Genomic DNA, 13,642 nt, shown 5'->3' on the forward strand with positions numbered 1-13,642 from the left:
TAATGGCGCGCTCCTAGCTGACGACATGGGACTCGGCAAGACTTTGCAGACATTAGCTTTCTTGGCCTGGGTTCAAGAACAATGCGATCGGGGATCAAAACCATTTTTAGTGGTAGCGCCCACCGGGCTACTCAGGAATTGGGAAGCTGAGGAGGACTTACACTTATCACGCCCCGGACTTGGCCAGTTGTTTCGCGCGTACGGCCCAGACCTGAAAGAACTCGCTCAGATGCGTTTAAGCGAGCGCCACAGACGCCTAGCCCAGACAGACTGGGTGATGACCACTTATGAAACGTTGCGGGACCGCATCAACCTTTTCGTCGATATTCACTGGGGCGTTGTCGTCTACGACGAAGTTCAGAAAATAAAGAATCCCACGTCACTCACACACGACATGGCCAAATCGGTCCATGCTGACTTCTATCTTGCTTTAACTGGTACCCCCGTAGAAAACAGGATCGCCGATATCTGGTCGATTATGGACACCATTGCGCCGGGGCAGCTAGGTAGCCTAAAAGCATTCGAATCATTCTACGAGAAAGCAAGCACGAGCGAAGAATCAGATTCCGCCGGCCAGCTAAGCAGTCTCCGTTCACAACTGCTCGAGGAGCATCCTCCTACCCGCGTACTCCGACGAATGAAAGAGGATCACCTGTCCGGATTGCCCTCTATCCAGCAAAACCGGATCGAGAAGGTAATGCCGGATCGGCAGACAGCGGCATACGATGCAATTGTCGATCAGGTCCAGAACGCGGAAGTCGGCCCAGGATCCACCCTGAAGGCATTGCAACACCTGCGGCGGGTCAGCTTGCTCCCGGAAGACCCTGGTCCGGAGGGCATAACCGACGAGACCGTGCAGTCATCCGCACGCTTGACAGGGCTGTTTCAAGTTGTCGACGACATAGCGAATTCTGATCAGAAAGTACTCGTATTCATCGAGTATCGAGAAATCCAGGACCTTCTAATCCAGTACATACAGCAGCGCTACAGCATGCAACGCCCACCGTTAAGAATAAACGGTCAAACGTCCGGTCATAGACGGCAGAAAATTGTTGAAGAGTTTCAGCAAGCAGACCGTACTCAGTTCGATCTATTCCTGCTTTCCCCGAAAGCCGCGGGAGTTGGACTTACACTCACGGCCGCGAACAACGTAGTTCATCTATCGCGCTGGTGGAATCCAGCCGTGGAGGACCAGTGCACGGACCGTGTTTATCGAATAGGTCAGGACAGAGCGGTGTCAGTTCATTACCCCATGGCAATTCACCCCCGCTACCAAGACGCAAGTTTTGACCGCAATTTGCATAAGCTACTCGAACGAAAACGCTCATTGAGTAAACAGCTATTGGCACCAAGCGACTGCGACGACCAAGAGCTTGAACAATTGCTGGACAGTAGCCTTGCCCCGAGTGGGAAAAATTACAATTAGCACCTAGATTGATTTAACCCTTTTCTCTCCAGGTTCAACCGTTACCGTAATCCTTTGGCTGTTCTAGTTGCGGATAGTCTGTCGTCTTTTCCGGGTAGCCACGCTATCGTCATGGTCATCGATGAATCCGCACGAAGTCCTGCGCCGTGGCCTCGTCGAGGACCGTGCGGTAGCGCCGATGCGCGGACTTGCCGGGGGCGATAAGCCCGAACTCCGGGTCGGTGATCCGGTCCAGCCGCATCAGCACCACGGGCCCGACCGACGGGACCAGCTGTGACCCCTGCCCCACTTCCAGTGTCGAGAGCACCCCGTAGAGCGTGCCCTGCACGGTGGGTCGGCCGAGCATCATCATCCGGTACTGGCCGCCCTCGTTGGTGACCAGGTAGATGTGCCCCGACAGGTGCGGCATGGACACCTGCCCCACTTGCTCGAAGTCGGCGTCCGTGCGCTTGGATTCGGCATAGCCCAGGTGGCCGGCATCGTCGATCCAGCGGATGGTGGTGACATAGCTGTAGATGCCGTCGGGTTCGCTGAAGCTGGGCCGCAGCGTGAGATAGGCCCCCTCGATCCATCGGACCGCCTGACGGGAGTAGGCGCCCAGGCTGTCATCGGCCAGGGTCGGGCCGGCATCGACCGGCGACGATGCGTTTCCGTTGCCGACCTCCCGCAGGCGCGTGCCCAGTGCTTCTTCCAGCCGAATCACGGTGGCCAGGGTGAAGGGCCGGGTCCCGGCCAGCGCCTTTTCCAGGGTGGACAGGCTCACTCGGGCCATCTCTGCCACGGCCTGGCGCGAGAGCCGCCGCCGGGCCAGCGCTTCGCGCACGGCACCCGCCACGGTCTCGTTGTCGATCTGATCGGTATCCCGGCTGACCATCACCCCGCCCCGTACAAACCCGCACATTTCTGCACAGTCCCGCGACCATGCCGGACCGGGCTGCCCCTGTCTACGGACATCGGCGGATATCGGCCGACTTTGCCCATGGCTGTCCGGCACGGGCGAGGCCTAGCGTTGCACCGTCCTTCCTCCCACACGGAGCAACGCCATGCACACCGACCCGACACGACAGTTCATGCATCACCGCGCACACACCCGCCACGCAGTGGGTCATCTCATCTGCCTGCTGATGCTGGCCGCGGTCCTGCCGGCCGCGGCCGGCGAGTCGATCCGCAGCGGCACCCTCGAGCTGACCCGCAACGAGACGGCGGAGAGTCTGCCGGCGGTGCGGCTGGGCACGGACCTGGATGTCACGGTGACCGGCCCGCTAGCCCGGGTGCGGGTGACCCAGGCCTTCCGCAACACTTCACCGGCCTGGATGGCGGCCACCTATCACTATCCCCTGCCCCCGGATGCGGCGGTGGATGATCTCACCATGGTCGTCGGGCAGAAGGTGATCGTTGGCGAGATCCAGCCACGGGGCAAGGCCCGGGAAATGTACGAGACCGCGAAGGCCGACGGCCGCAAGGCCGGGTTGGTCAGCCAGCAGCGCCCGAATCTGTTTACCAATCGGGTGGCCAATATCGGGCCCGGGGAGACGGTGCTGGTCTCGATCGAGTTCCAGATGCCGATCCGCCAGGCGGCGGGACGCTACTCGTTGCGGCTGCCGCTGGTGGCCGGGCCGCGGTATCAGGCCGGCGGATCAGGCAGTGGCAAGACCCCGAGTAGTAACTCGGGCACGGTCTCCGAGTCGCCGGTGCTGAATCCGGCACTGGGCGAGCGGATCAATCCGGTATCGGTGCGGGTGGACCTGCGGCCGGGCTTCGTGCCGGCAGGCGTCGAGAGTCCGCACCATGACGTGGTGATCGAAGGCGCCGGGGATCGGCGCCGCATCCGGCTGGCCGACGGCGAGGTGCCGGCGGACCGGGACTTCGTACTGCACTGGCAGGCGCCGGCACAGGAACCCTCGGTGGCCCTGTTCCGACAGCGGGTGGATGACGAAGACTACGTGATGGCCACGATCACCCCGCCCTCGGACCTGCCGGATACGCCACCGGTCCCGCGCGAGTTGGTCTTCGTGATCGACAACAGCGGGTCGATGGGCGGCGAGTCGATGCGCCAGGCGCGCGCCAGCCTGGTGAAGGCGCTGGACACGCTGGCGCCCGGGGACCGCTTCAATGTGATCCGCTTCAACGACACCACCACCCGGCTGTTCGAGACCGGCGTGGCGGCCACGCCGGCCAATCTCGACATTGCCCGGCGCTATGCCCGATCGCTGGAGGCCGGTGGCGGAACCCAGATGCTATCGGCGGTCGAGGCGGCCCTGTCCACGGCGGTCGAGGATGAGAGCCGCCTGCGGCAGGTGATATTCCTGACGGACGGGGCGATCTCGAACGAAGCCGAGATCCTGGCCATGGTGGGCCGGCATGCCGGCACCACCCGGGTGTTTCCGGTGGGGATCGGCTCGGCCCCAAACAGCTACCTGATGACCCGCATGGCGAGCCTGGGTCGCGGCACCTTCACCTATATCAGCCGGCCAGCGGATGTCGAGGCAGGGATAACGGCGCTGCTTGAGCGTCTGCGCCGTCCGGTGCTGACCGACCTGACGGTGGAGACCAGTGATGCCGGGCTGCGCCTGACGCCCCACGCCCTGCCCGATGTCCACGCGGGCGAACCGATCGTGTTGCTGGGCCGTGCCGACGAGCTCACCGGGACCCTGACACTTCGCGGCCGGCGCGGTGGTCAGCCCTGGCAGGCCACCATGAAACTCGCCCATGCCCAGCCCAGCACGGCCGTGGCCAAACGCTGGGCGCGGCGGCGCATCGAGGCCATCGAGGCCGATCGCCTGCTGGGGCGGCTCGACACGGCGGCAGCCGATGCGCGGACCGAGGCCCTCGGCATGCGCTTCGGCATCGTCACCCGACAAACCAGCCTGGTCGCGGTGGATGACAAGCCGAGCCGGCCGGACGGGGCACCACTGACCGAGAGCGACCTGCCCATCAATCTTCCAGCAGGCTGGGATTTCGAGAGGCTGTTCGGGCGAGATCGGCAGGAATTCACGGCCCCGGATGGCGGGACACAGCTGGCGGGTATCGATGGCGCACGCACGGCAATACCACTGCCGCAGACGGCAATGAACTTCGCGGGGCCGCTAAGGACCGGGGTGCTGCTCACGCTGCTCGCCCTGGCGGGCCTGGCATTGACCCGTCGCCGGGGCCGTCCGGAGGGCACGTCATGCTGAGTGTGGCGACACAACGCCAGCCGGAACCGAAGATGCCGATTCTTGTCCGGGGCCTGCTGATCGCCGTCGCCGGACTGGGGATCTGGATGGCCGCCCAGGCGGCGGTCATCCCGGCCAAAGCGATGGTCGCCCAGATCCTCCTGAACTCGGCCTTCGAGGTCTCGCAGGCCTCGGGCACCGCGCAGAAGCCCTGGCCGTGGGCGGACATGGCGCCGGTCGCCCGCCTGCGGGTGCCCCGCCTGGGCGTGGATCAGATCGTGCTGAGCGGTGGCTCCGGCGAGGCGATGGCCTTCGGGCCGACGGTACTACCGGGCACGGCAGCGCCGGGGCAGCCCGGCACCACAGTCCTGACAGCCCATCGGGATACGCATTTCGCGTTTCTCGAGGATTTGAAGACTGGTGACACGATCACAGTTGCCGATATGAGGGGAAACGTCCACGACTACAAAGTTACGGGAAACAAGATATTGCATTGGGCCGCATTTTCGCTTGACCCGGCGGACAATCAGCCGGGTTTAGCCTTAGCTACCTGCTATCCCTTTGATAGCATTACATTCGGTCCAAATCGGTATGTCGTCCGGGCCACCGCCGTTTCACCGTAACCGTTGCACACAGTGCCGACGAATGACATGAGCCAAGGAGGTATATGAAAGCCCTTTGCCTGATACCCTTCTGCATTTTAGCTTCCGCCTGTCAGAGTACGAACGGATTTGAAACTTACTATAGCGACTACGGCGTTAATCCAGACGATCTTGCGAGTCCTGGCAACGAGGTCAGTACTGTCGAAGTATTCGATATTCAGTCACGAGTCGAGGATTATCAAAAACGTGGGTACGTCGTCCTTGGAGTATCAAACTTTCAAGGTGAGTGGGCGGCCCGCTCTAAGGCCGTCGATCATGCTACGCAGGTGGGCGCAGACATCGTAATCGTGCGAGCGGAGTACACGGGAAGCCGTGAAAACCACTTCACGATCTCCTTACCTACGACGGATACGACGTATCACTCAGGTACCGTAAGTACGCCTTACGGCAGCACAACGTACTCCGGCACTTCGACCACATATTCGAGCGAGAATCTGAGCGGCTCCTACGATGTTAGTCAGTTCGACCAACAGGCCGTCTTCATGGCCAAGGCGGCGGAGTGATGGGGGGCCACATCAAGAATGCAGCAATTCTAATTTGCTCGATCTTTGCTGCCGGCTGCGCCACGATCCCAGTCGGTTATGTTCCAGACTATGACTGGAAAGAGGCAAAGCAACAGGAGCCGAACCATTCAGAAGATATTACTTACTCAGTCAGCTTCGGCTACGACATAGGTCGCTTCGATGCTGTCTCGAAGGCAGACGTAGTCAAGATGGTAAGAGAGAAGTTGAGAGAAACCGGCTGGTACCAGCGTATTATTTATGCACCGCCGGATCAGCGCAGTGATCACCATCTGCATTTTCGCCTTATGGTGACGGGTACCAAGTACGAACAAAGCCAAGCATTAGCAATGTTATCGGGATTTACGATGATGCTGATACCGGTGTGGGCTGACTACTACGCAGATATGTCTTTACATAAATTGAACGGTAATGGAGAGTCCTTCTCCTCGAGCGCACCGGAAAAGATTGTCCAGGTACTTTGGCTGCCGTTAATCGTGGCAGCGCCAGTCGCGAACAATTACACCGCAAGCAGTTGGGTGCTGACCAATCAGATTGAGTACCTCCTCAGCGAGTTAGCTAACAACCGCGCCAATCTGTAGCGTGACTGGATTACCCTAATTATTGAACGCTGAAGAACTCTGGCTACCAGAACGCATGTTGCGCTATCGGTAAGTTCGATGCGCACTGGAGAGGAGTCTTAATCGGGTTCGGTCCAGACTTCAGGATGCATCAGCCCTTATTGTATCGACAGCATCGGGCGCAGCGTGTACCAATTGTCGCATTGATAGCACCCCACAGACTTAAGCTCGACAACAAGCCAACGCCCGTTAACGTCCGGAGGCTTTATGACCGATGACAATCCGGGAGAACTCGGAGATGAGGACGCCCGCGACGCTGCCTTTAATTTGGCACTGGAAGCCTGGCGGTTTGCCAATACGACGATGCGGATCGTTGGTAAGCTGCACGCTTCCGACCAACGACGCCATGTGAGCCAAGTCGACTGGTTCCGGGGGAAAGTTCACTCGGTATTGGAGCGAATCGGAGTCCGGCTGGTCGATCTGACCGGCCAACGTTTCGAGTCCGGAATGGCCGTGACCCCTTTAAATCTGGACGACTTCGAGCCCGATGACGTCCTCGAAATCGAGCAGATGATAGAGCCGGTGGTAATGGGAGAAGAAGGTGTGTTGCAGGTGGGCACGGTGACGCTTCGTAAAGTCGAGCAAGGATAGGGAGATGGTTATGTACGTTGGTATCGATTTGGGTACAACCAACAGCGCGATTTGCTCTTACAACGGCACGGATATTCAAGTACTCAAAAGTCCCGAGCAAAACGACGTGACGCCCTCGGTTATCTATTACGATCGGCGGGGCAATCGCTACACGGGTAAACGCGCCTACGACATGGAACCGCAGAACCCAGATAGCTCGGCGAAGTTGTTCAAGCGGTTCATGGGTACGAGTACACCGATCAAGCTACCCGCTGTCGACAAAGAATTGACGCCAGAGGAATGCTCGGCTGAAATTTTGCGCACGCTTTTCGGCTACCTGCCGGAGGAAATGCGCCAGGGTCAGGTGGAGGGCGCCGTGATTACGGTGCCCGCAGCGTTCAATCAGATGCAGCGCGATGCAACTCTAGAGGCCGCCGAGAAAGCGGGTATCGGGGCAGTTACGTTAATGCAAGAGCCCGTCGCCGCGGTGATGAGCGTCATGCAGTCGACGGTGCCAGACGGCATGTTTCTGGTCTATGACTTGGGTGGGGGCACGCTGGACATATCGATAGCCGAGAGCACCTCTGGGCGGGTGAGCTTGTTGTCTCACGGTGGTATCGCGGTATGCGGTGGCAGAGACTTTGACCGCCTGCTGCTCGACAACATTGTTAAACCGTGGCTCAAGGAGAACTTCGCGCTGCCCGATGACCTTTCCGTTAATCCGGAGTATAAGCAACTGCTTCGCTTGGCTAGTTGGGCTGCGGAGCGCGCAAAAATCGAGCTTTCATCGAACGAAAGCGCAGTAATCAGTCTCACCGAAGCCGAGATAAGAGCCAACGACGAGCACGGGGAAGAAATTTACCTAGAGATCGAGATTGGACGCGCTCAGCTCGATGAGCTTGTCGCCCCCAAAATTGATGAAACTCTAGGCGCTGCCCGTGAAGCGCTGGAAAAGGCAGGACTCTCTGGCTCGGATCTGGAACGGATCGTATTCGTCGGCGGGCCGACGCAATACAAGCCGCTGAGAGATAAAGTCTCATTCGAGCTCGGCGTGCCTGCGAGCACGGACATCAACCCTATGACGGCGGTCGCTTCTGGCGCCGCCATTTTTGCCGAATCGGTGGATTGGGCCAGCGAGAAACGGGGACGCAAAGACGTTCGCCAGACATTAGGAAGCACCGAGGATACCGGTGTTGCGTTCAACTACCAGTCCCGCACACCGGCCGCTACGGCGAAGATCGCCGTGACAATGCAGAACCCCATCGAGAATGCCGAGTTCCAAATCGACTCGCTGGACACCGGCTGGTCGTCTGGTCGCATGTCGCTCGTGAATGGAGCTGCGGCGGACCTGACCTTACAGACGCGAGGCAACAACACATTCAAGGTCTTTGCATTCGCGGCTGACGGAACGCCGATCAGCTTGGCCCATGACCGCATCGTCATCACCCGGACAGCGGCTTCCGTCGATGCTATCCCCGCCTCACATTCGGTAGGTGTCGAAGTGCTCGATCAATCAGGCCACGCTACCCGTTTGGAATACCTTCTGCGGGCGGGCGATCAGCTTCCCAAATCGGGCACGATTACTCTGAAAGCGACGGAGTCGCTCAAGTCTGGCTCAACGAGTACCCTCAATTTCAAGCTTTGGGAGGGCGAGATTTCAGACCCAGTCACAGATAACCGATTTATCGGAACCTTCGGGATTGGTGGCAATGATTTTGACCAAGGCGTAATACCGAACGGAGCGGACCTTAACTGTGAATACGAGGTTTCTGATTCAGGGCATATTAGCCTGGAGGTATCCGTGCCCATCGTATCCGCCTCATTCAAATCAGGTCAGAACTTCTACTCCCGTCAGGGAAGCGAACTCAACTTGAATGAGGCAGGCCAAACCCTCTCCGACGAACTCGACCGAATGGAGAGCCGGCTGGACGAAATTGACTCCGATGTACCAGCGGACCAACTTGATCCTGTTCGATCCAAGCTGGATACGGCCAAGCGTACGGACTCCAACGATCCGGAGAGTGTGCAAGAAGGGCTGGAAGCCATTCAAGAAGCCAAACGGCGATTGGCAAACGTACGTCGCAAGAATCTACCCGCCATGCGCAAGCGAGAGCTGGAGACGCTGGAGAAGCTGTTCGCGGACGGTATCCAGGAAATGGCCAAGCCCAGTGAGGCAAATGCGATCGAAAACCTCATTCGCACAGCGAGAAGGGAGATCGATAGCCCGACCAGGAAGTTCGAGGAGGCAGCTCAAGAAATCCGATATCGCTTTTCCGACGTGTTGCAACGCCAGGACTGGTTTATTGTCGACCGATTCAAGTTGGCCGCGGAGTCACCGCACAACTTTAGCGACCCGGAACGGTACAATCAGTTGATAGCCGAAGGTGGCAACGCTCTGCGCAATGATGACATCGATACACTGCGGAACGTGCTTTTTCACTTGGGCCAGATTCGGATATTGGGCAGTTCGGATGCGGATCTTATTGCCGGCGTCAATATCATGTCTGCGTAAGCGGTATTCGCAGGATGGATCGCTGGCTTCCTACAGGCTTTCGCATTGCCGATTATGAGCTAGGTGCTGTGCATGCTGGGAATGACAAGTACCAGCTTTACGCAAGCGGCGACCGTGCCTCCAAGCTGTTGGTAGTAGAACAGATCACGGGCAATCGTTGGGCCACGGCGGGTTTGCTCGCTAGCAATACGCTGTACTCGTTTCAGTTCGGCACTAAGGAATATGTATGTCTCGCCGCCGGCCTCGAGCAGTTGATATGTGAGACAACGAAGCCGCCATCGTCATACGCAGAGGACGATATTGCGAGTTTTGCTCATAGCCTGGATAGAACGCGGGGCGCCCTGCCCGACCAAGATCTCGGCGACGCGCTATATTTTGAGCGCTATTCGGTGCTGCTGCCTTTATGGGCTTTATCTGAGCCTGTCAGTGACGCTGAGTTACTCGGGTTTTGGGTGAGTGGCGGCGTCCGCGTGTCGATTCACTCCCACCGACGCATCAAGGCGCTGGCTCCGTGGATCGATGAAACCAAGATTTGCGAATTGACCAGAATCGCCGGACTAATAGGGGACGCCGCCCCGGCAGAGCCAGACACAATTAGCGATACGAGCTCGGTGACTGATGCACAGCAATCAATACCTAGGACGCCAAATTCAATTCGAAATGAGCCAGTCTCGTTCACCTTAGCCGGCAGACCTGAACTCGAAACTTTCTTCAAGGAACATGTGATCGACATTGTCGAAAATGCCGAGCGCTACGCTGCACTAGGGATTCATTTCCCCTCCGCCATTATCTTGCATGGCCCGCCGGGTTGCGGGAAAACTTTCGCCGTTGAGCGACTGCTCGAATATCTGGATTGGCCAACATTTCGCATCCAAGCTTCTAGTGTCGCCAGCCCCTATATCCACGAGACCAGCAAGAAAGTCGCGGAGGTGTTCGAGCAGGCGGTGGAGAATGCACCATCGGCAATCATCATCGACGAGATGGAAGCGTTTCTGCCTGATCGCCAAGGCAGCGCCGGCAGCGCCTCACACCGTGTGGAAGAAGTGAGTGAGTTTTTACGCCGGATACCAGAGGCAATCGAAAACCGCGTCTTCATCGCAGGGATGACCAATCGGCTCGAGATGATCGATCCTGCGATCTTGCGGCGTGGCCGTTTCGATCACGTAATTGAGGTAGGCATGCCCTCCAAGGAAGAGGTTGCAGCTCTATTAGAATCGCTTTTGGAAACATTGCCAACGGCGTCCAATTTAGACTTGGGCCATGTCACTCACGTGTTGGCGGGAAAAGCGCCGTCCGATATTGCCTTTGTCGTAAAAGAGGCAGGTCGATTGGCCGCAAGAGTCGGTAGCCTTGAAATTCATCAGGCCCAACTGGAAAAGGCAGTGGAAGCACTGCCTAAAGAGAAAAAGAGTGAGACCACTCGACCTATTGGATTCGTATGGGACCGAGATGAGAAATGATTATTGAAGAGAACCCGTTCCATGTGCTGCGAGCCAATACGCGCGACAGTCGTCAGAGGCTAGTGGAGTTGGCGGATGAACAGACGCTGCTCCAAGACGAGCAAGTCGTGGCAGAAGCCCGATCGACCCTGACCAATCCCAGGAGACGATTGGCAGCCGAGATTGCCTGGATGCCCGGTATATCACCCGCTCGTTGCCAGGACGCCGCCAATGCACTCGTTAACAAACCATCCTCGTTATTAAAGACGAAAAACGGCCCACTACTGGCGACCGCAAACGTCGTTGCGTCTGCCTTTACCAAATGCGCTGGCGAATTATCGAAATCCCAGTTTGCCGACGTGGTAGCTACGATTTGTGAAACGTTTGAACACGTCGATGCCGAAGAGATCCAAAGCTTATTGAACCAAGATCGTGCGATATCTGGCTTCCCTGAAATCACGGAATTAACGCTAGTAGAAGAAGCACTGGAATCCCGACGAGCTGATTTGCGCGGGCTACTCAGGGACTCGTTCAATCAATTGAGCTCCAAGGCGCTGGTTTACTTCCTCACCCATGTTGTGGAAGAAACTACTGACGTAGGGGCGCACCCCGCTCCTGTTCTCCTGGACGATCTTGTGGATGCCTACGAAGTGGATGCCCGCGCATACTTCGAACAGCAGGATGAAGCCGTTCGGGTAGCAGCCGATAACATCAAGCAGGCCGCCGATATCCAGGCTGATGAGGAGCAGCTAAGTCGTTTGATCGACGACTTCGCGTTACTCGTAAAAAACTGGGACGTGGTAGCACAACCAATTCAGGTGAGCGTGCGCAGCCGTGGACTTATCCATGAAGCAAGCGAGAGCATGGCGCGGCTTGTGCGAGATCTAGCCGTTTGGCTGTACAACGAGCACAACCAGCTTGACTTAGCAAAACGCCTGACCGATTTGCAGCACCAGGTATTTGCCGAACTTGACCACGTAATCGAACAGGTTTCCGAAGACGCAGCAGCATTAGACGACATTGCTCTGAAACGCGCTGAAATGATAGAGCATTCCCAAGAAGAGTCCGAAGCGTGGCGCGACGAAATGAGCTACCGGGCGCAATGGGGAACCATATTCAAAAAGCAGGTCGAGATATCAGCTGATGCCATTGAGTGGAATGGCAAAGAAACTCCGCTACATTCCATAACTGCGGTACGCTGGGGCGGTACGAAGCATTATACGCACGGCGTCCCCACCGGAACTACCTACAAAGTCGTATTCAAGAATAAAAATGGGTCTCCTAGGATCATCGAGCTAAAGAACGAAGCTATTTACGCCAATCTTATAGAACGTCTATGGAAGGGCGTTTGCGTAAGGCTGCTGACTGAGATGCTTGTGGAGCTGAGAGATGGTGGAGTCCGTAACTTTGGACAAGCCGTGGTTCGTGATACAGGCGTAGAATTACCCCGCTCGAAGCTCTTTGGTGCAAAAGAACACGTACTGTGCTGCTGGGGTGATTTAGTCGTAACAAATGGAGGTGGTTGCTTCGTGATCAAAAAAAAGGATGAGAAGAAAGTAAACGCCGTACTTGAATACCAGGAGGATGATAACGCGCACATATTGGAGACGGCTATCAGAGCTTATTTCAAGAACCCGTCAAACGGAAAACTCAGCTCTTTACTACATTAGAGTTCATCGGTTCCTATCCATGAGCGACAAGGACAATCAAAATCATGGTTTTAGAGGTCTAGGGTCTCTTGCCGATGAGGCGCCCAAACGAGTAACCGTTAAAAAAACAACGGGCACCAATCATAAAGCGTCAGGCACCGATTCCCGGAACACAGGATCCTCGGAGCGTGATCGCAGAACTGCGCAAACCACAACTACCTCCTCTTCTGCTCGCAACGCACCCGAAAGCGGAGATGACAACTCCGCAGCCTGGGTTATTGGCGCCATTTTTGCGGGAGTCCTCCTCCTCGCTTTTGTCGGCGAACAGCTTAGCGATGACAGCGCAGTCGATCAAACGGATGACTATCCTTCATCCACGTCTTACGATTTATTATCCGACACCGATATACCCTCGGCCACCTCAGCGCGTAGTGCGAGTGGATATGAGTCTTTACGGGTTGAGAAGCCGCCAACTGGGAGAAATCGGGTTCTTGGCATTTCCCAGATTCGATGGTGCATTCGCGAAGAGCTCCGCATCGAGACGCTGGCGAACTGGGGAAATGATTACGTAGATTCGCACAATACGCGGGTAGATAACTACAACTCGCGATGCGCAGAATTTAGATACCGAGTGGGCAATTTGAGCCGGGCACGCACGGACGTTTCCAAATACAGGTCACAGATTATCGCTGAGCTGGAATCACGATATTCCAGATCTACGACTCCATCGCGCGCATCCGAAAGTACGAGTACTCGTCTTGGCAGGGCGGAAATACGTGAAATTCAATCTCGACTCAACGAACGTGGATTCGGCGCTGGCCGCGAAGACGGCTTGATGGGTCCGAATACGGCCAACGCCATCCGCGATTATCAAAAACGCGCGAATATCCCGGTTACAGGTCGTCCATCGAAAACACTAATAGAGTCTCTCCGAACCAATAAATCTATCAAACAAGAGCGCTCCTCCAGCAGTAATCAACGTGGTGCCTCCCAACCAAGCTTAAGCGAAAACGAGCCTGCCGTAAGCTTCCCCATGACGTTTCCCCCGTAATCAGTATCACCCGGATTACCGGTGTAATGTCTCCCTT

At 57.1% G+C, this 13,642-nt stretch carries 11 protein-coding genes; 10 read left to right on the forward strand and 1 reads right to left on the reverse strand.

Translation table 11 applies throughout. The features are described 5' to 3' along the window. The coding region (locus tag RM531_RS15800; protein WP_311660672.1) for a DEAD/DEAH box helicase at positions 1 to 1,426 on the forward strand (1,426 nt) is incomplete at its 5' end. A 115-nt stretch (positions 1,427 to 1,541) separates the two neighbouring features. On the opposite strand, the gene RM531_RS15805 is transcribed toward RM531_RS15800, so the two are convergent. Further along, the gene (locus RM531_RS15805) at positions 1,542 to 2,327 is read right to left on the reverse strand and encodes a helix-turn-helix domain-containing protein (protein ID WP_311660673.1); all 786 of its coding nucleotides are present in this window, start codon (positions 2,325 to 2,327) and stop codon (positions 1,542 to 1,544) included. A gap of 142 nt (positions 2,328 to 2,469) precedes the next feature. Here RM531_RS15805 and RM531_RS15810 point away from each other — a divergent pair, with 142 nt between their 5' ends. From RM531_RS15810 to RM531_RS15850, 9 genes are all read left to right on the forward strand, one after another. After that, positions 2,470 to 4,602, forward strand: a complete 2,133-nt coding sequence (locus tag RM531_RS15810) for a marine proteobacterial sortase target protein (protein WP_311660674.1) — start codon at positions 2,470 to 2,472, stop codon at positions 4,600 to 4,602. Continuing rightward, entirely contained in the window at positions 4,596 to 5,204 is a 609-nt protein-coding gene (locus RM531_RS15815; RefSeq protein WP_311660675.1) for a class GN sortase, read from the forward strand. The genes RM531_RS15810 and RM531_RS15815 overlap by 7 nt, the downstream gene beginning before the upstream one ends. Positions 5,205 to 5,248: 44 nt before the next feature. After that, entirely contained in the window at positions 5,249 to 5,746 is a 498-nt protein-coding gene (locus RM531_RS15820; protein ID WP_311660677.1) for a hypothetical protein, read from the forward strand. Further along, positions 5,746 to 6,345 carry a hypothetical protein gene (locus tag RM531_RS15825; RefSeq protein ID WP_311660679.1) on the forward strand — a complete coding sequence of 200 codons (600 nt, stop codon included), beginning with the start codon at positions 5,746 to 5,748 and terminating at the stop codon, positions 6,343 to 6,345. Before RM531_RS15820 ends, RM531_RS15825 begins: the two co-directional genes overlap by 1 nt. A gap of 246 nt (positions 6,346 to 6,591) precedes the next feature. Next, complete coding sequence (locus tag RM531_RS15830; protein ID WP_311660681.1) at positions 6,592 to 6,975, forward strand: hypothetical protein; 384 nt, start codon at positions 6,592 to 6,594, stop codon at positions 6,973 to 6,975. A gap of 4 nt (positions 6,976 to 6,979) precedes the next feature. Then, on the forward strand, positions 6,980 to 9,466 hold the full coding sequence (locus RM531_RS15835) for an Hsp70 family protein (RefSeq protein ID WP_311660682.1): 2,487 nt from the start codon (positions 6,980 to 6,982) through the stop codon (positions 9,464 to 9,466). A 14-nt stretch (positions 9,467 to 9,480) separates the two neighbouring features. Then, complete coding sequence (locus RM531_RS15840) at positions 9,481 to 10,926, forward strand: ATP-binding protein (protein ID WP_311660684.1); 1,446 nt, start codon at positions 9,481 to 9,483, stop codon at positions 10,924 to 10,926. Further along, entirely contained in the window at positions 10,923 to 12,575 is a 1,653-nt protein-coding gene (locus RM531_RS15845) for a hypothetical protein (protein WP_311660686.1), read from the forward strand. Before RM531_RS15840 ends, RM531_RS15845 begins: the two co-directional genes overlap by 4 nt. 19 nt (positions 12,576 to 12,594) lie before the next feature. After that, positions 12,595 to 13,605, forward strand: a complete 1,011-nt coding sequence (locus RM531_RS15850) for a peptidoglycan-binding domain-containing protein (protein WP_311660687.1) — start codon at positions 12,595 to 12,597, stop codon at positions 13,603 to 13,605. Positions 13,606 to 13,642: the final 37 nt, after the last annotated feature.

The sequence above is a fragment of the Spectribacter acetivorans genome, assembly GCF_031846305.1.
In the GTDB taxonomy this organism is placed as follows: Bacteria; Pseudomonadota; Gammaproteobacteria; order Nevskiales; family Salinisphaeraceae; genus Spectribacter; species Spectribacter acetivorans.

Coding starts and splice junctions, on each gene's coding strand:
- RM531_RS15805 (WP_311660673.1), bottom strand. CDS start 2,327: ATGTGCGGGTTTGTACGGGGCGGGGTGATGGTCAGCCGGGATACCGAT.
- RM531_RS15810 (WP_311660674.1), top strand. CDS start 2,470: ATGCACACCGACCCGACACGACAGTTCATGCATCACCGCGCACACACC.
- RM531_RS15815 (WP_311660675.1), top strand. CDS start 4,596: ATGCTGAGTGTGGCGACACAACGCCAGCCGGAACCGAAGATGCCGATT.
- RM531_RS15820 (WP_311660677.1), top strand. CDS start 5,249: ATGAAAGCCCTTTGCCTGATACCCTTCTGCATTTTAGCTTCCGCCTGT.
- RM531_RS15825 (WP_311660679.1), top strand. CDS start 5,746: ATGGGGGGCCACATCAAGAATGCAGCAATTCTAATTTGCTCGATCTTT.
- RM531_RS15830 (WP_311660681.1), top strand. CDS start 6,592: ATGACCGATGACAATCCGGGAGAACTCGGAGATGAGGACGCCCGCGAC.
- RM531_RS15835 (WP_311660682.1), top strand. CDS start 6,980: ATGGTTATGTACGTTGGTATCGATTTGGGTACAACCAACAGCGCGATT.
- RM531_RS15840 (WP_311660684.1), top strand. CDS start 9,481: ATGGATCGCTGGCTTCCTACAGGCTTTCGCATTGCCGATTATGAGCTA.
- RM531_RS15845 (WP_311660686.1), top strand. CDS start 10,923: ATGATTATTGAAGAGAACCCGTTCCATGTGCTGCGAGCCAATACGCGC.
- RM531_RS15850 (WP_311660687.1), top strand. CDS start 12,595: ATGAGCGACAAGGACAATCAAAATCATGGTTTTAGAGGTCTAGGGTCT.